Raw genomic sequence first — 21,723 nt, 5'->3', positions numbered from 1 at the left:
CACCCCCTTCCGGCGAGCGCCGTCCCGCTTCGGAGCCGGGACCGGGAGGGGGCGGAGCACCTGCCGAGGGCTGATCAGCCGGACCGGCGGCAGAGCGGAAGGGGCCCGCTCAGGCGCGCCGACCCAGGTGGAGTGTGCGGGCCAGCAGCAGGTACGTGTCACGGCGGCGGTGCAGTCCGGCCGGGTCCTCGGGGTCGAGCAGCCGGTCCAGCACGGCGATGTCGTCGGTGTCGAGCCGGTCGCGCAAGCCGTCGCGGCGCCGCGTGAGTTCGGCGATGACGTGGTCCCGCGCGACATCGCCGAGGGGTGCGGGCAGGTCGAGCAGGAAGCTGCGGGTGCCCTGCGGGGCGAGACCCACCGCGCTGAACAGGGCGGCCCAGTCCTCGTTCTCCCGCCGGGCGTCGGGCAGCTCCGCACGCATCTCTTCGAACGCCTCGGCCTGGATCGCCTCCATGCGGGCCTCCAGTCCGGGCCGGCCGAAGCCGAGGTCGCGCGGCAGCTGACGCGGCTGCAGCCCGCCCTCCACGAGCGCGACGGTGCCGCCCGGGTTCAGCAACGCGGCGAAGCCCGCCAGCACGGCGCGCTGGTCGCCCATGTGGTGCAGGGTGTTGCCCGCCCAGATCAGATCCGCCCGCCCCAGCCCCGCGAGCTCGCCGGGGAGCTCGGCGTGCAGAGTGCTGACCCGGTCGCCGAGCCCGAGCCGTTCGGCGCGGTCGCGGGTGCGCGCCAGCAGGGCCGGGGTGCCGTCGACGGCGACGACCTCCGCCTCGGGAAACGCCTCAGCGAGCAGGCAGGAGATCACGCCCGGCCCGCTGCCGATGTCCAGGACCCTGCGCACCTTCGGGGCGTCGGGCAGGCCGGCGATCCAGCGGGCCGCCTCCGTGTACTGCTCGCTGCTGAGTTCGGCGTTCTGCTCCAGCAGCGGACCCATGACGTCCCAGTCGGGGTCGGCGGGGCCGTGGTGGTGCCCGTGCGCGCCGCTCTGCCGGTGATCGTGTGTGTGGTTGCCGTCGTGGTGGTGACCGTGCCCGGTGTGGTTGCTCATGGGAACAGCGTCACCACACCGAACCGATGGAGCAAACTTTGTTGCCGTTACGGCAAGCCGCTGTCGTTCCGGCTCCGGGAGAGGAGGACCGGTGTCCCCGGCAGCACGATCTATGGGCTGTCCGGCAAATCCTGGCGGGACGGCCCTCAGCGACGGCGGAAAGCGAGCAGCCGGTACTCCGGATCCGCGCGCCGTCGCTCGGGCCCGGGCAGCGCGGTCAGGACCTCGGCGAGCCGTTCGGCCGCTGTCCCGGGCAGGGCCAGGCGCGAGACGAAGTAGCCGCGCCGCACGCCCTGTGCGGCATCCAGAGGCGTCCGTCCCTGTCCATGGCCGCGGAAGACGGCGCTGCCCACCACATCGAGGCCGTGTGCGGCGCCGTACTCGATGATCCGCTCCGCCGCGTCGGACGGGTTCGGCGCCAGGTACGGTGCGAACGCCTCGTCGATGTCGCTGCCGACGTCATGCGCCGCGTCCTTGTCGACGGTGGTCACGAACACACCGCCGGTCCTCAGCACCCGCGCGGCCTGGGCCACCACCGCTCGCGCGGCTCCTTCCCCACGGAGCAGGTGGAGCAGCCAGACCGCCGTCACCGCGTCGACCGCCGCATCGGGCAGGGGCAGTCGGCGGGCGTCGGCGAGCACCACGCCCCCGACGCGCTGCCGGGCGGCGCGGGCCATGCCGTGGGCGGCGTCGGAGCCGAACACCCGCAGACCGGGCCGGCCGGCCGCGATCCGCTCGGTGACCAGTCCCGTACCGCAGCCGATGTCCAGCAGCGTGCGCGCGGCCGGCGGGACGAGGCCGAGTACCGCGGCGGCGGCCGCCTCCGCCCGGGGCACCCCGCCGCGGGTGGCGTCATACGTCGCGGCCTCGTTGTCGTAGTCCAGCATGTGCACGACTTTAGATCCAGATCAGCAACTCCTCGTACAGACCGCCGAAGTCGCCACTTCCCCACGCGCGGCGGCCCGCGGAACGCGGGGCACTTCCTCGCACGCGGGCCGCCGGAACCTGGCCTGCCGGGCGGCAGGCCCGCACCGCACCAGCACCAGCACCAGCACCAGCACCAGCACCGAACTCGCTGAACCGAGCTCCCGGCCCGGTCAGTCCCGGGAGGACTGCTGCCCGGTGGCCTTCGGGGTCGGTGACGGGCGTTCCGCCGACCGCGACGCGGTCATGTCGAGCAGGAGCAGGGCGTCGTAGTCGGGGGTTCCGGGTTCGGCGGTGTAGACGCCGATGCGCTGGCCGGGGGTCCCCTCCACGTGCAGGGACTGCGAGGTGAGGGTGACCGTTCCGACCTGCGGGTGCTGGAAGGTCTTACGGGCGGGCTTGCGCCCGGTCACCTCGTACCGCTCCCACAGACCTGCGAAGTCGGGGCTCTTCAGAAGCAGTTCGCCGACGAGATGGGTGAGGTCGGGTGCGTCGGGGGCGGTGCCAGCGAGGGCGCGCAGACGGGCGACGCACGCGGTGATCTGCCGGTCCCAGTCACCGAACAGAGCACGGGCGGCGGGATGCAGGAACAGGTAGCGGGCGAGGTTGCGCTGCTTGACGGGCCAGTCGTCCAGGCCCACGTACAGGGCGAGGCCCCCGGGGTTCCAGGCGAGCACGTCCATGCTGCGGCTGATCACGTACGCGGGGTTCGGACGCAGCGATTCCAGCAGCAGCTCGAGGTGCGGGCGCACGGTGCGGCTGGGCGCGGGCGGCGGCTCGGGAGCGTAGCGGGCGGCACGGGCGGCGAGCTCGCGCAGGTGCTGGTGCTCCTGGTCGTCCATGTGCAGGGCACGGGCGAGGGAGTCGAGGACGGCGGGGCTGGGGCGGGTCTCCTTGCCGCGCTCCATGCGCACGTAGTAGTCGATGCTGATGCCGGCCAGGGTGGCCACCTCCTCGCGGCGCAGGCCGGGGGTGCGGCGGATGCCGGCGCCGACGGTGAGGCCGACGTGTGCGGGGCTGGTCTGGGTGCGCCGGGCGCGCAGGTAGCGCCCCAGCTCGGCGCCTTCACCGTGCGTGCTCTCGAATGCCATGGCTCCAGTCTGACTCCCCCGCGGCCCGGTCCGCAGGTGCGAGGGGGGCCCTGTCATGACCCCCGAAGAGCTCGCCCTGCCACACCCGCGCCGTTCGAGCGAAGCTGAAGGGACAGGACGCCGTCACAGGGTTCCCGCCGCCGGGCCGACCGAGCGGGCCCGGCCCGCCGGGCCGGGCGCGAGTGAGGTGCCAACGGGCGACGCCACGATACGGAGAGGACAATATGCGGTACATCAAGCTACGTGACCTGGAGGTTTCCCGGATCGGTCTGGGAGCGATGGGGATGTCCCACGGCTATACGGGCTCCGGCACGGACGACGCGGAGTCGGTCAGGACCGTGCACCGGGCGCTGGACCTCGGCGTCACGCTCATCGACACGGCCGAGATCTACGGCCCCTACACCAACGAGGAACTCCTCGGGAAAGCCCTGAAGGGGCGCCGCGACCAAGTGGTGCTGGCCACCAAGTTCGGTCTGGTCTCCCACGGTGGAGAGGGCGCCTGGAACCTGGATTCCGGCCCGGCCAACATCCGTACCGCCGTGGAGGGCTCTCTGAGGCGGCTGGGTACCGACCACATCGACCTGTACTACCAGCACCGGGTGGACCCGCGTACCCCGATAGAGGAGACCGCCGGGGCCGTGGCCGAGCTGATCGCCGCGGGCAAGGTACGCGCCTTCGGCCTCTCCGAAGCCGGGCCGGACACCATCCGGCGCGCGCACGCCGTCCAGCCGGTCACCGCGGTGCAGTCCGAGTACTCCCTGTTCACCCGCGGCATCGAGGAGCGCGTGCTGCCCGTCCTGCGGGAGCTGGGCATCGGCCTGGTGCCGTTCTCCCCGCTCGGACGCGGCGTCCTGACGGGCACGGTCCGCACCACCGACCAGTTCGACGAGAACGACTTCCGCCGCGACAACCCGCGCTTCACAGGGGAGAACTTCCGGCGCAACCTCGCCCTCGCCGACGAGGTGCAGGCCCTGGCCGCCCGGGTCGGCGCCACGCCCGCGCAGGTGGCGCTGGCCTGGCTCCTCGCCCAGGGCGACGACATCGCCCCGATCCCCGGCACCAAACGCGTCGCCCGGGTCGAGGAGAACACCGCCGCCGACGCCGTCACCCTGACCACCGAGCAGCTCGACCAGCTCTCCAGCCTGCCGCCCGCCGCCGGTGACACCCACACCGAGGCCCAGGCACGGATGCTCGAACGCTGAACACCCCCCCATTCGGAGTAATACCCCTCATGCGTGCAACCCTGATGTACGGAGCCGGCGACGTCCGCGTCGAGAACCGGCCCGACCCCGGGATCGTCAAGCCCACCGACGCCGTCGTCCGCGTCGTCGCCGCCTGCGTGTGCGGCAGCGATCTGTGGCCCTACCGGTCGATGCCCGCCACCGGGACCGGCCGTCCCATGGGACACGAATTCCTGGGCATCGTCGAGGCGACCGGGCCGGAGGTGTCCCGCCTGCGGGCGGGCGACCTGGTCGTCGCTCCCTTCACGTACAGCGACAACACCTGCGACTACTGCGCCAAGGGCCTGCACATCTCGTGCCGCAACGGCGGCCGGTACGGCTTCGACGGCGTGGACGGCGGCCAGGGCGAGGCGGTCCGTGTCCCGCAGGCCGACGGCACCCTGGTGAAGCTGCCGGTGGCCGCCGATTCCGCACTGCTGCCGTCGCTGCTGGCCCTGTCGGACGTGATGACCACCGGCCACCACGGCGCCGTCACCGCCGGCGTCGGCCGCGGCGACGTGGTGCTGGTCGTCGGCGACGGCGCGGTCGGACTGTGCGCGGTGATCGCCGCCGGGCGGCTCGGCGCCGAGCGGATCGTGCTCGCGGGCCGCCACGGAGCCCGCACCGGCCTGGGCCGCGCGTTCGGTGCCACCGACGTCGTCGCCGAACGCGGCGAGGAAGGCATCGCCCGCATCCGCGAGCTCACCGACGGCGTCGGCAAGGTGATCGAGGCCGTCGGCACCCGCCAGGCCCTCGACACCGCGCTCGGCGCGGTCCTGGACGGCGGAACCATCAGCCGCCTGGGAGTGCCGCAGTACGAGGAAGGCCCGATCGGACCGGCCGTGTTCATGCGGAACATCACCCTGACCGGCGGCGCCGGCCCGGCCCGGGCCTACATCGAGCAACTGCTGCCCGACGTCCTGGACGGCACCATCAACCCCGGCCGCGTCTTCGACCGGACGTTCCCCCTCGACCGGACGCCTGACGCCTACCGGGCCATGGCCGACCGCCGGGTCCTCAAGGCGCTCGTCACCCCCTGACCCCGCCCCCTCCGAAAGGAAGGCCCCCATGCAGTACGTCACCCTGAACAACGGCGTGGAGATGCCGCTTCTCGGCTTCGGCGTCTACCAGATCCCCGCCGAGGACACCGAGCGCGCCGTCTCCGAGGCCCTCGCGGCCGGCTACCGGCTCCTGGACACCGCCGCCGCGTACGCCAACGAAGAGGCCGTGGGACGCGCCGTCAAGTCCAGCGGCATCCCCCGCGACGACCTGTTCCTCACCACCAAGCTGTGGGTGCAGGACGCCCCCGCCCAGGACAACACCCGGCGCGCGTTCGAGACGTCACTTCACAGGCTGGGTCTGGACCACCTCGACCTGTACCTGATGCACCAGCCGTTCGGCGACGTCTACGGCCAGTGGCGCGCCATGGAGGCGTTGCACCGTGAGGGGGCGGCCAGGGCGATCGGCGTGGCCAACTTCTACCCCGACCGTCTGATCGACCTGATCGTCAACAACGAGATCACCCCGGCCGTCAACCAGATCGAGACCCATCCGTTCTTCCAACGCGCCGACTACCAGGACCTCATGCGCGAGCACGGGGTGCAGATCCAGTCCTGGGGCGGCTTCGCCGAGGGCAGGAACGACCTGTTCACCGATCCGCTCCTGGCCGGGATCGGCGAGGAACACGGCAAGTCGGTCGCCCAGGTCGTGCTGCGCTGGCTCACCCAGCGCGGCGTCGTCGCCATCCCCAAGTCCGTGCGCGCCGAGCGCATGGCCGAGAACGTCGACGTCTTCGACTTCCGGCTCACGGACGAGCAGATGGCCAGGATCGCCACGCTCGACACCGGCGGCTCGCTCTTCTTCGACCACCGCGACCCCGAGATCGTCAGCTGGCTCGCCAAGCGCCGCCTGGACGCCTGACCGAATCTGCCGCCCAGGGCGAAGGGCCGCCCGCCGGCCGCTTGCCTCTCCCGTTGCCGGAGCGCGCGCGAAGGAGGCCGATGCGCGATGCCTCGGACTTCGACGCCCGGTCGGCAGGTCTGTCCACCCGGTTCAGGGTCACGCTCTCCTTCAGGTCCGCGGCGGCCGGCGCGGGACGGGCTTCGCAGCCGGTCGGGCGTCTGCCGGCGGGAAGGGGCGGCTGGAGCGGGAGGGGTCCGAGGACCAGTCGCCATAGAGCTTCCGGACCGGAGCCGGACAGGGGGATGGCGGCGGTGGCGGAGCGCGGGGGCGCCTGCGGCCGACGCATGCGGAATGACGCACACCCCCGTGGGTCGGCCCGGTCGGCCGACCTCCGCTCGAAGCGCTGAGCAGCGGTCGGGAACCGCACGCCCCTTTCGACGGCTCCCGGGCCACGCTCCGCGCGCCTCTTCCGGGACCCTCGTGGCGGTCCCCGGTCCGTACCAATTGCCAGCAGGCCAACGGGGCCATAACTTGCCCGTATGGAGCTGGAGTTGCGCCATCTGCGAACCGTACGGGCCATCGCCGACACCGGAAGCCTCACCAAGGCGGCCGCCTCTCTCGGACTTGCCCAGCCGGCCCTGAGCGCACAGCTGCGGCGCATCGAGAAGGCGCTGGGCGGCCCCCTGTTCGACCGGGACCACACGGGAGCGCGGCCGACGCTCCTGGGCGAACTGGTGCTGGAGCGGGCACGGGTGGTGCTGCCTGCCGTCAGCGAGCTCCAGGAAGAGGCCGTACGGTTCGCCAACGCGTGGGGGGCCATGGAGCGGTTCCGACTGGGCGGCACGCACGGGCCGCTGCTCGGCGGGCTCGTCGACCGGCTGGTGACGGCGCATCCCACGGCGCCGGTGTCCACGTACACCTCATGGTCGGTGGCGGAACTGGCGTCCCAACTGGTGGACGGAAGGCTCGACTTCGCCCTCATCGGCGCCTGCGGGGAGAGCCCGCCCCCGGTGGCCGACCGGCTGGAATGGCAGGTGATCGGGATCGATCCGGTCTTCGTGATGCTGCCCGAGACCCATCCGCTGGCCGGGGAGGCGGAGCTGGAGCTCTCCACGCTGGCGGACGAGTGCTGGGCGGATGTGCCGGGCGACGGCTGTTTCGCGGACTGTTTCGTGGCCGCCTGCGCGCGGGCGGGCTTCAGCCCGGTGTCGGTGTACGAGACGGACACCTCGTCGGTCGTCCATCTGGTGCAGGTGGGGCGGGCGGTCGGGCTGTGCCGGGCGACGTTCCCGCCGACGCCCGGCGTGGTCACCCGCCCGGTGGCCGGCTCGCCGCTCAGCTGGCGCCATCTGCTGGGCTGGCACCCCCGCTCGGCGGCCGCCTCGGCGGCGGCCGGAGCGGTGAGCGGACACACCCGGGCGGCGTACGCCCAGGCGGTGGAGCGCAGCGACAGCTACACACGCTGGCTCGCCGCGCATCCTCGCTTCGGCGCCGCGTCCTGACCGTCCGCCGGTGACCGTGCTCGGCTACCGCGCGCCGTGGCCCGGGGCGACGGCCTCCACCCTGGTGGCCAGGGCCAGGTCCTTCTCCGTGACCTTTCCTCCCGCGTCGTGGGAGTTCACGGACAGGGCGACGGTGTTGTATCCGAGCGTCAGATCGGAGTGGTGGTTCAGCTCGTCCTGGATCTGGGCGACGTGCATGGCGAGGCCGGCGGCGGCGAAATGCGACGGGAGCTTGTAGGTGCGGGAGATCCGGTCCCCTTCCAGCGTCCAGCCGGGCAGTTCGCGCAGCCGGTTCTCGATCTCGTCCTGGGGCAGCGGTGCGGCGGGCATGCGGTGGCTCCTTTCGCCGGCAGGGTGCTGAAGATCCGATCCCGGCCGAGATCTTCAGCACCCTCCCGAGGTCTTGCTGGTCGACGATGCCGGTGACGTTACGGTCTGGGTATGACAACTGTCGCGCTTGACACGGGGGTAGGGCCGCTGCTGCGGAGCTGGCGGGAGCGTCGCAGGATCAGCCAGCTGGAGCTGGCGCTGCGGGCGGACTCCTCGGCCCGGCACATCTCGTTCATCGAGACGGGCCGGTCCCGCCCCAGTGAGGAGATGGTCCTGCGGCTGGCCGGTCACCTGGACGTGCCCGTACGGGAACGCAACGCCCTCCTGGTGGTCGCCGGTTACGCCCCGCGCTACACGGAGACCGCACTCGACGACCCGGCGATGAACGCGTTGCGCGAGGGCATGGACCGGCTACTGAAGGGGTACGACCCGTATCCGGCGTTCGTCGTCGACGGTCTGTACACCGTGGTGGCGGCCAACCAGGGCATGACCCGGATGCTGGACGGGGTGGCGGAGCATCTGCTCGTCCCGCCCCTGAACGCGATGCGGCTGACCCTCCACCCTGAGGGGCTGGCCCCTCGGATCCGCAATCTGCGGGAGTGGCGGGCCGATCTGCTGGCCCAGATGGAGCGTCAGATCGCGCTGGTCCGTTCGGCGGAGCTGCGTGCGCTGTACGAAGAGGTGGCGGGCTACTCCGTACCGGCGGAGGCGGAAAGCGATGCGGACCGGGCCGCGCCCTCGTCCTCGGTTCCCTTCGCCCTGCCCCTGGTGATCGAGCACGGCGGGCAGCTGCTCTCCTTCGTGGCGTCCATCGCGACGTTCAACACCCCGATGGACGTGACGGTCGCGGAGCTGGCCATCGAGACGCTGCTGCCGGCCGACGCGGCCACCGCCGCGTATCTGCGGTCGCTCACTTGTTGACGACGGGCAGGGCCCACGGGGCGTCCGCCCGGGCCAGGACCTGCGCGGCCAGGCACACCAAGGCGAGGATCACCACGGCCAGCAGGAGCGGCAGGATCGGATGACCGTGCAGGACGGCCACGGCCCCGACGAGGGCTCCGGCCAGCATGGCGGCGGCGGAGAGGACCCGGCGGCCGGCCTTGCTGCCGGGTCCTCCGGCGAGCCGGCCGTCGGAGGCGATGCCGGTGATGGTCAGGGTCAGCACGGTCGTCTTGAGATCGGGGACGGCGAGCGCCCGCGCGACGGCGTTCTGCAGGCCGAGGCCCAGGGCGAGCAGCACGATGAGAGCGAAGCGCACGCCGCCGGAGTACGGGCTGCCCGAGAAGAGCGTGACGATCAGGGCGGCCAGGACGCACAGCGTCTGCGCGCAGACCGCGTGCAGCAGCATGCGGCCGCGGTGGGCGTGGGACCGGTGGATGATCCGCCCTCCGGTCACCGCCCCGGCCACGAACCCACCGAGGGCGATGAACGAGGCGGCCAGGGAGAACCCCGGGGATCCGGCGAACGCGAAGCCGGCGAAGACCACGTTGCCGGTCATGTTCGCGACGAAGACCCGGCCCAGTTCCAGATAGCTGACGGCGTCGACCAGTCCGGTGACGACGGTCAGGGCGAGCATCAGCGGCGGCAGCGGACCGTGCCGGTCGTTCATGTCCGGTACGAGGGTGGTCCATGCCTCACGCAGCACCACGGGTACGGGCATGGGCAGGGGCACGGGCACACTCCGCATCACGACGAGGGTCGGGATCAGGATTGTGCCGTCGCCGCTGCCGCCGGATGCCGTGGCCGGAACGCGTCGCCCCTGTGCCGCTCGAACGGCGCAGGGGCGACGCGCGCCGGCGCAGGGGCATGCCGACGCCGACGTGCTGGACGTGCTGGATGTGCCGGGCGTTCCGGATGTGCTGGACGTTCCGGTGAGGGATGTGCGCTAGACGCGCGCCCCGTTGTCGAGCGGGTCCCGCCGTCCGGCCGCCCCGGGCTTCCTGCGCGGGGCACGGGCGGGCGGCGGGGCCTTGCTGCTGCGCTCCAGGAGAAGTGCGGCCGGTACGGCGGTCATGACCGAGGAGTACGTACCCACGACGATGCCGATCAGCAAGGCTAGGGCGAAGTCCGCGAGTGAGTCGCCGCCCAGCACCGCCAGGGCTACGAGGATGAACAGCGCGCCCATACCGGTGTTGACGGTCCGGGGCACGGTCTGCAGGACGGCCCGGTTCGCCACGTCGGACAGGGGCTCCTTACGGGCCTTCGCCCACAGTTCCCGGACCCGGTCGAAGACCACCACCGAGTCGTTGACGGAGTACCCGATGACGGTGAGGAGTGCCGCCAGGAAGATGCCGTCGACGGTGCGTCCCAGCCAGGCGAAGGCCCCGACCAGGATGATCACGTCGTGGACGAGGGCCCCGACGGAAGCCACGGCGAACGTCCAGCGGAACCGGATCGCCAGATATCCCAGTTGGACGAACACGGCGATGGCCAGGGCGATCAGGGCGTTGCGCCGCAGTTCGTCGCCCAGGCTGGGGCCGATGAGTTCGTCGCGGACCTTGGTGGTCTCGCCGCCCTCCACGGCCAGGGCGGCGCGCAGTGCGTGTTCGCCGTCGTTGTCGAGGTTCCCGGTGCGCACCGAGATGTCGCCCGCACCGGCCGTGGTGACCTCGGCATCGCCGAAGCCCGCCCCGGCCAGCGCGGTGCGCGCACGCTCCACGTCGACGGGCGGGCTGGTGGCGTACTCGACGAGCCGGCCGCCGGTGAACTCGACGCCCAGGTTGACGCCGCGCACCAGGATGCCTGCCACCGCGACCGCGACCAGGACGGTGGAGATCAGCAGCCAGCGCCGGGGTGAGCGCATCAGCTGCGGATCGCGGCGGGCGATCCAGGTCCGTACGCGACCGGGGCTCGCGATGCCGTTGACGCCCCGGTAGTCACTGACGAACCGGGAACGGGCGGCCGTCTCGGTGAGGGCGCGGGCGATGACGAGGGCGGAGAACATCGACGCGAGGACGCCGATGCCGAGCGTGACACCGAAGCCCTTGACCGGTCCCGAGCCGAGGAAGAAGAGCAGGCCGGCCGCGATGAGCGTCGTCACGTTGGAGTCGGCGACGGCGCTCCAGGCGTGCCGGAACCCGGCGGTGAGCGACGTCCGCAGCGACGTGCCCCGACGGAGTGCGTATTCCTCCCTGGCCCGTTCGAAGACCAGCACGTTCGCGTCGACCGCCATCCCGATGGCCAGGACGAACCCGGCGAGTCCGGGCAGCGTGAGCGTGACGCCGAGCGCGACCAGTGCGGCGTACGAGATGACTCCGTAGGCGCCGAGGGCCACGGCGGCGAGCGCGCCGAAGAGCCGGTAGACGACGGTGATGAACAGCGCCGTGGCCGCGGCGCCGATGAGGGCGGCGCGGGCGCTGGCGTCGATGGCGGCGGCGCCGAGCGTCGGGCCGACCGTCCGCTGTTCGACGATCTCGACGGGCACGGGCAATGCCCCGCCCTGGATCAACAGAGCGAGCTCACGGGCCTCGTCGGCGCTGAAGGAGCCGGTGATGCGGGTGGACCCGGAAGGCAGGCCGGTGTCGCAGGCGACGGTCGGAGAGACCTGCGGCGAGGAGATCACCTGTTCGTCGAGGACGATGGCGACGCGGCGCCGCTCGTCCTGGACAGGATGGCAGGCCGCCTCACCGGTCAGCCGGGTCCATTCCCGGCCGGCGTCCTTGTGGAAGTCGAGGGAGACGCTCCAGCCTGCGCCCTGCTGGGCATCGAACGCGGCGGACGCCTCCTTGACGCCCGAGCCCGAGAGCGCGGCGGGGCCGAGAGCGAGGCTGCGGTCCTGTTCGTCGGGGAGCGTCAGCCCTTCGCCGCCCGGTGTGCCGGGGCCCTGTACGGCGTGGAAGGTGAGCTGGGCTGTCTTGCCGATGACGTCGGAGGCCTTGCGCGGGTCCTGGACGTCCGGGAGTTCGACGATGATCCGGTCCTCGCCGGAACGGGTCAGGGTCGGCTCCGTGACGCCGAGCGAGTCGATGCGTTTGCGCAGTACCTCCAGCGTGCGGTCGGTGCTCTCGCGGTCGGCCTCGGCGGTTTCGGAGTCCTTGGCCTGCAGCACCATGCGGGTGCCGCCCTGGAGATCGAGGCCGAGTCTGGGGGACATGGTCAGCGTGATGAGCACGGAGACGAGCAGTACGGCCGCAGCCAGAACCGCCCGCACCGTGGTGGCGCGGGTCATGCGTGATTCCTCCGAGGGGCGGCCGGACACGGTCCAGCTCCCTGAAGGGGGCTAGGACGACGGGAGCGGCACGCCGGTGATGGGGTTCGGGACCTGTGACGGGTCCCCGGGCCGGTGAACGGCGGCCCTCGGAGGTCCGCGCACGCCGGGGAGCGCGGCGCGGAAACGGTCGGCGGCCCGGGCGGGCGCGGCGGATGCGGACCCGGGGACGGGGTGCGACGGCGGGATCCCGGGCGGGAGCGGCGGCAGGGAACCCGGACCGGGCGGTGGCAGGTACTGCGGGGTACGGGGGTGCTCCGCGGCGGCCCACGGCTGGGGCGCCGTCGCCGGCCCGGAGCCGTGGACACCGGCAGCGGTGACCACGCCGGTTGGGCGAGGGGCGGTACGGGAGGTACTGGCGGTACTGGCGGGACGGATGTCGCGGCAGAACGGCAGTGTCCGGTCGGCCGGACGGGCCCGCACGGGCCGGTCGGTGCGCAGGGAGCGGTCGGTGCGCACGGGCCGTTCGATGCGCAGGGAGCGGTCGATGCGCACGGGCCGTTCGATGCGCAGGGAACTGTCCGTGGGCACGGTGCGGCCAGCCCGTGGGGAGCGGCCGGTGTGGAAGGTGCGGTCGGTGTACTCCGCGGGTGGCCGGGTTCCCGCCGGACCGCCGGCGGAGGGCACCGGCCCGGCGAGGACGGCGGTGAGGTGCCCGTCCCCGGCTGCCGCGGGCACTCCGCCCACCACGGTGAGGACCGCCAGAAGGAGGGCGGCGAGGAACTGCCGTGCCACCGTTGCGCGCCCGCGGTGCTCCGGGTCGTCCGGCCGGCCGCCGGGAGGCACGTTCCCCCGGGGCGGCCCCGGGAGGGGGGTCACCCGGATCGGCCGGGAAGGGCCGGTGCGACGGTGGCGTGGCGGAGTACGGAGCTGAGGATCAGCCCGGCGCCGCGCACGACCGCGGTCGCCGGATCGTCCGTCAGCCGGACGGGGACGCCGAGGCGGGCCGCGATCCGGTGGGTGATGTCCGGCCGCAGCGCACCGCCCCCGGCAAGCAACGGACCCCTGCGCAGGGCTCCGAGGAGTGCTCCGTTCCGGTCCTGGTGCCACATCGCCATGACCATGTCCAGGACGGCCCCGACGACGGCGGTGGGTGCCTCACCGGGCTCCAGGTCGCTGGTCCCCGTTTCGGCCAGGCGCGCGTCGCGGACCCGGCCGTCGACGAGGAGAGTCGTCTCGGTCAGCTCGGCACCGATGTCGACGACGAGGAGGGGGCCGCCGTCCTGCGGGCCTGCGCAGGCAGCGGCGGCCCTGGCACTGTCCAGGACGATGGCGCGCGACGGGCCGAGCGCGGTGAGGATGTCGCGGGCGGCGGCACGGTGTCCCGGTCCGGCGAGGACGGGGTGGCTGAGGACGATCACCGCGTCGCTGCGGTCGGCGCCCAGGGCGGTGTCGGCGATCCGGCCGAGCATCATGCCGCACGACTCCGTGTCGACGATGCGTCCGCGGCGGACCGGCCGGACGCCGCGTCCGTAGGCGCCGGACGGGTCGGTTCCGGTGTCCGCGACGACTCCCTGCCCGGGGATCCAGGCCCGCGTGCGCGAACTGCCGAGGTCGATCGCCAGTCCGCGGGTGATCCCGCGATGCTGCGGATGCGGCCGGGTCTGCGCGTGCTGCCGGTGAACGGAGCGAACCTGTCGCTGTCCGTCGCGCAAAGAACGCATCGCCCCTCACCCCCGGCCGCTACTACGGCCGTTCACACACCCATTGACCCACCGATAGCGAGGCATGGCCGAACCCTCACTATGCAATAGGAAGGCAAAGAAAGCCACTCCCTCATCACATCGAAGGATGCGACGCAGCCGGGCCCGCGGCACCGGGCGCGAGCGGCTCCTGCGACCGCCCGACGTCGTCGGGCGGTCGCACGCACGGACATCCCCGGGCGCCCGGGCGCCCGGACACCCGCAGTCGACGGCGCACACGGCAGCCGCACACACCCAGGGCGACGAGTACACGCCCATCGCACACACCTGGAACGACGGGCGTACCGCCGGACACGCCTCGACCCACCCGCCAAACACCCGCCCGCCCGCACACACCTCGCCCGACGGACGTGCGGCCGCCGGACGCTCCCCCGCGTCCGGCGGCCGCACGGTCACACCTCGGAGGGCAGGAAGTCCGCGATCAGCTCCGCGAACTCCTGCGGGCCTGCGATCCGCACACCCAGGTCCTCCGCCTTGGTCCGCTTGGAGCCGGCCTTCTCGCCGGCCACCAGGAGGGTGGTGCGCTTGGAGACGCTGGAGGACGCCTTCCCGCCGGCCCGCTCGATCAGCTCGTTCATCTGATTGCGCGACAGCTTCTCCAGAGCGCCCGTCATCGCTCCGGTGACCACCACGGTCATCCCGTCCAGCGGCCGCCCGTCCACCCCCTCGCCGGGTGCCGCGGCGTCGCCCTCCTCGCCCGGCTCCGGCGGCGGCGTCGCGCCCGGCTCGGTCATGGTGAGCCCGGCGGCCACGAGCTTCTCGATCAGCGGGGCAAGCTCCACCAGCTCCGCGACGACTCCGGCGGCCTTCTCCTTTCCGATACCGTCGACCCGCTGGAGCGTCTCGACGTCGGCGGCTCTGATCCGGTCCATGTCGGCGAAGTAGCGCGCGATCCGCCGGGACATGGAGCGCCCGGTGCCTCGCACCCCCAGGGCGCAGAAGACCCGGGAGAGCGGCTGCGCGCGCGCCGCGTCGATCGCGGCCAGCAGATTGTCGGTACTGGTCTCGCCCATCCGCTCCAGCGCGAGCAACTGCTCGCGCTCCAGGGTGAACAGATCGGCGAAGTCGGCGACCAGACCGGCATCGACGAGCTGGACCACCCGCGTCGCGCCGAGGCCCTCGATGTCGAGCTGGTCGCGCCCCGCCGCGTACGAGACGGAAGCCACCAGGCGGCAGTTGCGGCCCCGGACGCAGCGCCAGCGCTGCTCACTGGAGTCGATCTCCGAACCGCACTGCGGGCACACCTCGGGGAAGACGACCGGCTGCTCGTCACCGGTCCGCAGATGGGCGACCGGGGCCTCGATGCGAGGGATGATGTCGCCCGCCTTGTAGACCATCACGTGGTCGCCGATCCGCAGATCGCGCCGGGTGATGTCGGCCGGGTTGTGCAGCGTGGCGAAGCTGACGGTCGATCCGTCGATCTCGACCGGCTCCAGCACGGCACGCGGCGCGATGATGCCGGTACGGCCCACGTTCCACTCGACGCCGAGCAGACGGGTGACCTTCTCGACGGCCGGCAGCTTGTACGCGATGGCCCAGCGCGGGGCCCGGGTGCCGGAACCGGCGTCGCGCTGGTCGGCCGCGAGATCCGCCTTGATGACGACGCCGTCGATCCCGAAGGGCAACGAGGCGCGCAGCGAAGCGACTTCCTCGATCCGCGCCTGGGCTTCCTCGACGGACGTGACGGTGCGTGGCGCCACTGCCGTGTCCGCCGCCGTGTGGACCCCGAGCCCCGCCGCATGGGCGAGGGTCTCGCTGTGCGGCAGCTCGGCCGGCATGGCGGCGGGCTCCCCCGGGGCGGGCAGCGCCACGACGCCGTACGCGAAGAACGTCATCTCCACCGTGTAGGGACGGTCCTTGGCGCGCAGGGTGCCGGCCGCGCCGTTGCGCGCGTTGGCGAAGGGGGCCCCGCCGTGTTCGGTGCGGAGTGTGTTGGCCTGCTCGAACTGCTCCGTCGTCATCAGGATCTCGCCGCGCATCTCGATCGTGACCGGTTCGGCGAGCTGCCGGGGCAGTCCGACGACGGTGCCGATCGCATGCGACACGTCCTCGCCCGCGGTGCCGTCGCCACGGGTGATCAGCTGCTCCAGCCGGCCGGCGCGGTAACGGGCCGCGACCGCGAGGCCGTCGAGCTTCGGCTCGACGCTCCAGGCGGTGACCGGCCGGCCGATCCGGCGCTCCAGCGAGGCCGCCCAGGCCGCGAACTGCTCGGCCGAGAAGACGTTGTCCAGGGAGAGCATCGGGACCGTGTGCGGCACGTCGCCGACCGCCACGCCGCCGGCCACCTTGCCGGTCGGCGACTCGGCCAGCACGTCCTGCGGATGCTCCTTCTCGTACGCGGCGATCCCGCGCGCCAGCCGGTCGTACGCATCGTCGTCGAGCACGCTCTCGCCCGTGGCGTAGTACGCGGCGGCGGCCTGCGACGCCTCTTCGACCGCGGCGGCGTAGGCGGCGGTATCGGCGAGCACAACAGCTGAGTTCGTCATGCCCCTATCCTGCCGTCCCCCACTGACAACGCCCTGGTCATGAGCTCCGCGCGACGCTCCGGAGCCGGCGCGGAGCCCTGTCCGTCCCCCTATGCGACACCTTCCGTGGAAACCTCACAAGAGAGAGCGCTCTCCCGTTCCTCGCCGCTCCAACTAGGTTCAATCAGAAGGAACTTGCAGCTCAGCTTCGTCTATTGACATGCACGTGACGCACTCTTACGTTCCAACGAGAGAGCGCTCTCTCGCATGGTCCAGGAATCCCCCACTTCCCCCGAACAGGAGTGCCGTGCTCTTCTTCCGTCATCGACCTACCGGCGTGGACAGCCGCCGCAGAACCCTTCCGTCCCGGCGCCGAGGCATGGCGGCGCTCGCCGCCGCCGCGCTCGCCCTGTCCTTCCTCCAGGTGGCCACCGGCAGCGCGTCCGCCGGGCCGGACACGAGGGCCGCGACCGCACCTTCCCCCAAGGCCGCCGCGGACGTCGTCCGGGTCGCCGAGTTCCTCGCCGAGTGCCCGTACACCCACCGGGCACCCGACGACCCGATCGTCTTCCCCGGACTGCCCGGGGCCTCGCACATGCACAGCTTCTTCGGCAACGACTCGACGAACGGCAACTCCGACCTCGCCTCGCTGGAGAAGGCCAGGACCAGTTGCGCACCCGATACGGACCTGTCCTCGTACTGGGTGCCGACCCTGTACGACGGCGACAAGGAGGTCGAACCCACCGGCACGACCTTCTACTACCTGGGCGAGGGCGTCCGGGACGACATCATCCAGCGGATCCAGCCCTTCCCCCGCGGTCTGCGGATCGTCGCGGGGAACGCGAAGGCGACCGGTCCGGACGACAACACGATCTCGCGCTGGTCCTGTCTGCACCACGGCGAGGTCAACCCGTCGCACGACTTCGTGAACTGCCCGGCGGGCGCGATGCTGGAGTCCTACCTGGACTTCCCCCAGTGCTGGAACGGCCGGGACCTCGACTCCGCCGACCACAAGAGCCACATGGCCTACCCGGTCGGCGGTGCGTGCCCGTCGACCCACCCGGTGCCGGTTCCCAAGCTGCGCCAGGTGCTGCGGTATCCCGTCAACGGCGACCCCGCCCGGTTCCGGCTGGCGTCCGGTCGTGGCTACACGATGCACGGCGACTTCTTCAACGTGTGGCCCGAGGCCGAGATGGCCCAGCGGGTCCGCGACTGCATCAACGCCATCGTGAAGTGCGGTGCCGACGGCACCCCCTGACCGTCCACCACCCGTCCGATGCCCGTCCGGGGCAGTACGCCCCGGACGGGCGTTCTTCCGGAGGCCCTCGTGACGAAGGCGGCCCGCACCACCGCTGCTCTGTCCCTGCTGCTCGCGCTGACCGGCTGCTCGGCCCCGGAGAGCGCACCGCACCCGCCCGCATCCGCCTCCCCGGTCTCCGCGCCCCCGCTCTCCACCCCGGCCGATCCCACGGATGCCGCCTGGGCCCAGCTGATGACCCCGATGAACGCACAGGCCGTGGCACTGCTCTCGCTCGCGGCGCGGCGGGCGGACGATCCCCGGGTACGGAGTTGGGCGGCCACCCTGCGCACGGCCCAGAACGGCGAACTCGCCCGGCTCCGGCCGCTGCTGGCCCGGATGGGGCTGCCGGACACCAATGTGCACGAGGGGCACGACATGCCGGGGATGGTGACGGAGCACGACCTCCGGCGCGCCCGAACCGTCGAGGGCCGGGCGTTCGACCGCTTCCTCGTGGCGCAGATCGGCGACCATCTGCGTCAGTCCGCACAGGTCTCGCGCTCCGAGACGAAGGCCGGTACCCGGCCGGACGCCCGACGGCTCGCCGCCGCTCTGGTCTCGGCCCGCCGGGCCGAACTCGACCGGCTCGCAGGGCTGTCGGCACGCACCGGCTGAAGCCCCGGCCCCGGAGTCCCACGGCCTCGACGGCCGTTTCGGCCCGCCTGGTACCACCCGGTATAAAGACTGCATGACTGCCGACGCGCCGCTGCCCGCCCGTCCCGCCACGTTGGAGGACGTCGCCGGGGTGGCCGGGGTGTCCCGGGCGACGGTGTCCCGGGTGATCAACGGGGCGACCACCGTGGACCCGGCGCTGCGGCGGATGGTCCAGCAGGCGGTGGACGCGACCGGATACGTGCCCAACCGTGCGGCCCGCTCGCTGGTGACCCGGCGCACCGACTCGATCGCGCTCGTCGTCTCGGAGCGGGAACGGCGCCCCGTGTCCGAGCCCTTCGTGGGCCGGATGTTCTCCGACCCGTACTTCGGGCGGGTGGTCGGCGGCCTGCTGGAGGTGCTGCGGCCTGCGGGGATCCAGCTGGTCCTGATGCTGGCCGACGACCAGGAGTCCCGCGACCAGTTGGTGTCGTACCTGCGCCACGGGCATGTGGACGGGGTGGTGCTGATCTCGTCGCACGCGGACGATCCGCTGCCGGGGCTGCTGCACGACACCCGGCTGCCCGCCGTGCTCGCCGGTCAGCCCCGCAGGCCGACGCCGATCACCTATGTCGAGGCGGACCAGCGGGCGGGGGCCCGGCTGGCGGCCGATCACCTGGCTTCGCTGGGCCGCCACCGGATCGGCACCGTGTCGGGCCCGCAGGACATGCCGGCCGGTCAGGCGCGGCTCGCGGGCTTCCTGGACGCGCTCGCCGCGCACGGCATCGGGGACGTGGCCGCCGCCGAGGGCGACTTCACCCATGCGGGCGGGGCGGCGGCGATGCGGCGGCTGCTCGCGGACCGTCCGGACCTGGACGCGGTGTTCATCGCGTCGGACCTGATGGCCCTCGGCGCCATTCCGGTGCTGCTGCGGGCGGGCAAGGACGTTCCCGGGGATGTCGCCCTCGTCGGGTTCGACGACAGCAGTGCGGCCCTGGCCTGCGATCCGCCGCTGACGACGGTCCGGCAGCCGGTGGAGGAGATGTCCGCGGAGATGGCGCGGCTGCTGCTGAAGCAGATCGGCGCGCCCGGAGTGCCGGCGCCGTCCGTGATCTTCCATCCCACGCTGGTGCGGCGGCAGTCCGCCTGACCGGGGCCTTGCGGGGTGCGGTCAGCCCCGCGAGCCGCTGCCTGCGTCCGTCTCGCTGTCGGAGGAGGCGGGGCGGCCGAGGAGCGCCTCCCCGCCCTCCCCGGGCCCGCTCCCCCGTCCCCGTACGGTCCGCCGCCGCGTCCGGGCGGCAGGCCCGTCCTCCCGCCGCACCGGCACCTGCGGCCCCGATACCTCGTGCAGCCAGCGCTTCAGGACCCGGTGCACCGTCTCCGCGCCGACCAGTTCGGCTGGCCGCTCCCCGCTCTCGGCTGCGGCGGCGTCCAGCGGGTCCGTCATTTCGCGCGGCCAGAGCAGGAACGGCCGGGACTGCTCGCCGCCCAGACCGCCGTGCGAGCCGATCTGCTCCTCGAAGGCGTGCACGGTGCCGGTCCCGGGGTCGTACATCGAGTTGACCATCACATCCGCGACGTGCGGAAACGTGTCGGTGCGCCGGATCGCGTCCGCCGCTCCCGGGCCGAACGGCTCCAGCGGTCCCTGGCCGTCCTTCAGCTCCGTCACCGGCACCCGCGCGCCGGCGCGCCCCAGCACCACCGACCCGTCGCGCTCGCTGCGGACGAGCAGGAAGCCGATGCCGGGGTGGTTGGCGAGCGTGCCGAGCAGGGCCGGGTGGCGGCGGTCCACCTGTTCCTGCGAGGCCCGGCCCTCGATGTCGGGGAAGGAGATCAGGCCGAGGTTGCCGGAGGCGAGGACGACCGGGTCGGAGGCTGCCGCCACCTGCTTCTCCCCACCCTCGGCGACCGGCCGGTGGAGCGCGATCCGGACGGCGTCGCGTGCCTCGGAGCCGCTCCGGGTGCGCTGGGCCCTGCGGGGCACCGGCAGCCCGCTGCCCGCGCGCACGAGGTCCTTGAGCGTGAGCCCGTACGTCCCGGCGAAGGTCTCCCCGGGGCTCTGTCCGTGGTCGGACAGGAGCACGATGCGGTAGGTGCGGGGGGTGTGCTCGGCCACCTTGGCGATCAGGGCGATCGACCGGTCCAGCCGGGCGAGGACCTTCTCGGCGTCCCGGCTGTGCGGCCCCGAGTGGTGGGCCACCTCGTCGTACGCCACCAGGTCGGCATAGACGGCGGTCCGTCCCGCGAACATGTCCCCTATGACGGCGGAGACCACCACATCGCGTTCGAGGACGGTCGCGAAGGCCCGGATGAAGGGGTAGAGCCCGCCGCGCTTGATCCGGGGCGTCACCTTGCGGATCCGGGCACGGGTCGACTGCCCTATCTCGCGGCCGACCTCGGCGACGAACGAGAGGGCGGTGCGGACGGCGTTGGCCGGGTCGGAGAAGTAGGCGAAGTATCCGGCTCTGGAGCGTCGGCCCTTGCCCCGCCGGGCGGCCATCGACAGGACGAGGGCCAGCTGGTCGGCGCCTCCGCTGAAGAGGTTGCCGCGGCTGGCGCCGTCGAGGGTGAGCAGTCCGCCGTCGTGGGTGCGCACGATGGCCCGGCGCTGCAGTTCGAGGGCGCTCGCCGGTCTGCTGGAGACCATGACGTCACCGGTCTCCTTCTCGTACCAGCGGAAGGCGGGGATGTCGTGGTTGCTGCCGTGCAGGATGCCGAGCTGGCTGGCCCCGGTCTGGCTGGACCAGTCGGTGCGCCACGGGGTGAGCCGGTGGCCCTCGGCGTCGGCCAGCCAGTGCGCGACGGTCGGCATGACCCCGGCGGCTGCGGCCTGCACGAGGAGGTCGTGGCCGACCCCGTCGAGCTGGATGAAGACGGTGCCCGGCGGTCCCTCGCCGTCCTCGCCGCCCGTGCCGCTGCGGCGGCGGCGCCGTTCGGCCAGGCGCGAGAGCCTGCGCCGGTAGGCGTTGTCGTCGCGGACGGCGAGGGCCGTGGAGGTCGCGGAAGCCACCGCGGACATGACGGCCGCGACGACGACGGCCGTCTCCGGGGCCGCGGCGCCGCGCCCGTCCGGGATGAGCCGCAGCGCGATCAGGAGCAGCGAGCCGTTGAGGAAGAAGACCAGCATGCCGAGGACGAGGGCCGGCACGATGAGCAGGGCCCGTACGAGCACCGGCCAGACCAGCGCCGAGAGCAGACCGAAGGCACCCGCTCCCCAGGCCGCGGTGAACGCGGTCTTGGTCACGCTGTCGCCGTCGTCCGACTGGAGCTGGAAGTCCGGCAGAATCCCGGCGAGCGCCAGCAGGGTGAGGGTCGATACCGCCCACACCACGATCACCCGCATCAGGGCGCTGCCGGCTGTTCGCCATCGCCCGTCACCCACGCCGCTGCCACCTCACGTCCGGGCCCCGCCGTTCCGGGCCCTGCCCCAGCCTTTCACAATGGCG

At 72.7% G+C, this 21,723-nt stretch carries 18 protein-coding genes; 8 read left to right on the top strand and 10 right to left on the bottom strand.

The window, feature by feature from the left end; genetic code table 11:
- Window positions 1–109: 109 nt before the first annotated feature.
- From ACGFZA_RS11175 to ACGFZA_RS11165, 3 genes are all read right to left on the bottom strand, one after another.
- On the bottom strand, window positions 110–1,045 hold the full coding sequence (locus ACGFZA_RS11175) for a class I SAM-dependent methyltransferase (protein WP_393678705.1): 936 nt from the start codon (window positions 1,043–1,045) through the stop codon (window positions 110–112).
- A 146-nt stretch (window positions 1,046–1,191) separates the two neighbouring features.
- Window positions 1,192–1,932, bottom strand: coding sequence for a class I SAM-dependent methyltransferase (locus ACGFZA_RS11170; protein ID WP_385283346.1), 741 nt, complete (start codon window positions 1,930–1,932; stop codon window positions 1,192–1,194).
- A 210-nt stretch (window positions 1,933–2,142) separates the two neighbouring features.
- Window positions 2,143–3,060, bottom strand: coding sequence for a helix-turn-helix transcriptional regulator (locus tag ACGFZA_RS11165; RefSeq protein WP_393678704.1), 918 nt, complete (start codon window positions 3,058–3,060; stop codon window positions 2,143–2,145).
- A 224-nt stretch (window positions 3,061–3,284) separates the two neighbouring features.
- Here ACGFZA_RS11165 and ACGFZA_RS11160 point away from each other — a divergent pair, with 224 nt between their 5' ends.
- The 4 genes from ACGFZA_RS11160 to ACGFZA_RS11145 all read left to right on the top strand — a co-directional run bounded on the left by ACGFZA_RS11160 (window position 3,285) and on the right by ACGFZA_RS11145 (window position 7,684).
- Window positions 3,285–4,262 (top strand): aldo/keto reductase, encoded by a 978-nt coding sequence (locus tag ACGFZA_RS11160; protein ID WP_393678703.1) that lies wholly within the window; start codon window positions 3,285–3,287, stop codon window positions 4,260–4,262.
- Between the two features lie 29 nt (window positions 4,263–4,291).
- Complete coding sequence (locus ACGFZA_RS11155; RefSeq protein WP_393678702.1) at window positions 4,292–5,320, top strand: alcohol dehydrogenase catalytic domain-containing protein; 1,029 nt, start codon at window positions 4,292–4,294, stop codon at window positions 5,318–5,320.
- A 28-nt stretch (window positions 5,321–5,348) separates the two neighbouring features.
- Entirely contained in the window at window positions 5,349–6,200 is an 852-nt protein-coding gene (locus ACGFZA_RS11150; protein ID WP_385283336.1) for an aldo/keto reductase, read from the top strand.
- Window positions 6,201–6,721: 521 nt separating this feature from the next.
- Window positions 6,722–7,684, top strand: coding sequence for a LysR family transcriptional regulator (locus ACGFZA_RS11145; RefSeq protein WP_385283333.1), 963 nt, complete (start codon window positions 6,722–6,724; stop codon window positions 7,682–7,684).
- Between the two features lie 24 nt (window positions 7,685–7,708).
- Here the strand turns inward: ACGFZA_RS11145 and ACGFZA_RS11140 are convergent, their stop codons facing one another.
- Window positions 7,709–8,014, bottom strand: a complete 306-nt coding sequence (locus ACGFZA_RS11140) for a 4a-hydroxytetrahydrobiopterin dehydratase (RefSeq protein WP_385283330.1) — start codon at window positions 8,012–8,014, stop codon at window positions 7,709–7,711.
- 111 nt (window positions 8,015–8,125) lie between these two features.
- Between ACGFZA_RS11140 and ACGFZA_RS11135 the strand changes: the two genes are divergently transcribed.
- Window positions 8,126–8,935 (top strand): helix-turn-helix domain-containing protein, encoded by an 810-nt coding sequence (locus tag ACGFZA_RS11135; protein WP_393678701.1) that lies wholly within the window; start codon window positions 8,126–8,128, stop codon window positions 8,933–8,935.
- Here ACGFZA_RS11135 and ACGFZA_RS11130 read toward each other — a convergent pair.
- The 5 genes from ACGFZA_RS11130 to ligA form a co-directional block, all read right to left on the bottom strand.
- Window positions 8,925–9,674 (bottom strand): YoaK family protein, encoded by a 750-nt coding sequence (locus tag ACGFZA_RS11130; protein WP_393678899.1) that lies wholly within the window; start codon window positions 9,672–9,674, stop codon window positions 8,925–8,927. The genes ACGFZA_RS11135 and ACGFZA_RS11130 overlap by 11 nt on opposite strands.
- Window positions 9,675–9,899: 225 nt before the next feature.
- A complete protein-coding gene (secD, locus tag ACGFZA_RS11125) occupies window positions 9,900–12,182 on the bottom strand; it encodes a protein translocase subunit SecD (protein ID WP_393678700.1) in 2,283 nt (760 codons plus the stop codon).
- Between the two features lie 51 nt (window positions 12,183–12,233).
- Window positions 12,234–12,956: a hypothetical protein gene (locus tag ACGFZA_RS11120; protein ID WP_393678699.1), complete on the bottom strand. Its 723-nt coding sequence runs from the start codon at window positions 12,954–12,956 to the stop codon at window positions 12,234–12,236.
- Window positions 12,957–13,036: 80 nt separating this feature from the next.
- Window positions 13,037–13,885, bottom strand: coding sequence for a rod shape-determining protein (locus ACGFZA_RS11115; RefSeq protein WP_393678698.1), 849 nt, complete (start codon window positions 13,883–13,885; stop codon window positions 13,037–13,039).
- A 431-nt stretch (window positions 13,886–14,316) separates the two neighbouring features.
- Window positions 14,317–16,410 carry an NAD-dependent DNA ligase LigA gene (ligA, locus tag ACGFZA_RS11110; RefSeq protein ID WP_393678697.1) on the bottom strand — a complete coding sequence of 698 codons (2,094 nt, stop codon included), beginning with the start codon at window positions 16,408–16,410 and terminating at the stop codon, window positions 14,317–14,319.
- A 286-nt stretch (window positions 16,411–16,696) separates the two neighbouring features.
- Here ligA and ACGFZA_RS11105 point away from each other — a divergent pair, with 286 nt between their 5' ends.
- From ACGFZA_RS11105 to ACGFZA_RS11095, 3 genes are all read left to right on the top strand, one after another.
- Entirely contained in the window at window positions 16,697–17,647 is a 951-nt protein-coding gene (locus ACGFZA_RS11105; RefSeq protein ID WP_393678696.1) for a DUF1996 domain-containing protein, read from the top strand.
- Between the two features lie 18 nt (window positions 17,648–17,665).
- Complete coding sequence (locus ACGFZA_RS11100; protein WP_393678695.1) at window positions 17,666–18,301, top strand: DUF305 domain-containing protein; 636 nt, start codon at window positions 17,666–17,668, stop codon at window positions 18,299–18,301.
- Between the two features lie 73 nt (window positions 18,302–18,374).
- Window positions 18,375–19,427, top strand: a complete 1,053-nt coding sequence (locus ACGFZA_RS11095) for a LacI family DNA-binding transcriptional regulator (RefSeq protein ID WP_385283310.1) — start codon at window positions 18,375–18,377, stop codon at window positions 19,425–19,427.
- A gap of 21 nt (window positions 19,428–19,448) precedes the next feature.
- On the opposite strand, the gene ACGFZA_RS11090 is transcribed toward ACGFZA_RS11095, so the two are convergent.
- Window positions 19,449–21,620: an alkaline phosphatase family protein gene (locus ACGFZA_RS11090; protein WP_393678898.1), complete on the bottom strand. Its 2,172-nt coding sequence runs from the start codon at window positions 21,618–21,620 to the stop codon at window positions 19,449–19,451.
- Between the last annotated feature and the right edge of the window lie 103 nt (window positions 21,621–21,723).

The organism is Streptomyces sp. NPDC048211, from assembly GCF_043202315.1.
In the GTDB taxonomy this organism is placed as follows: Bacteria; Actinomycetota; Actinomycetes; order Streptomycetales; family Streptomycetaceae; genus Streptomyces.
Note: the sequence above shows the minus strand (reverse complement) of the source record. Positions and strands in the feature narration are given on the sequence as shown.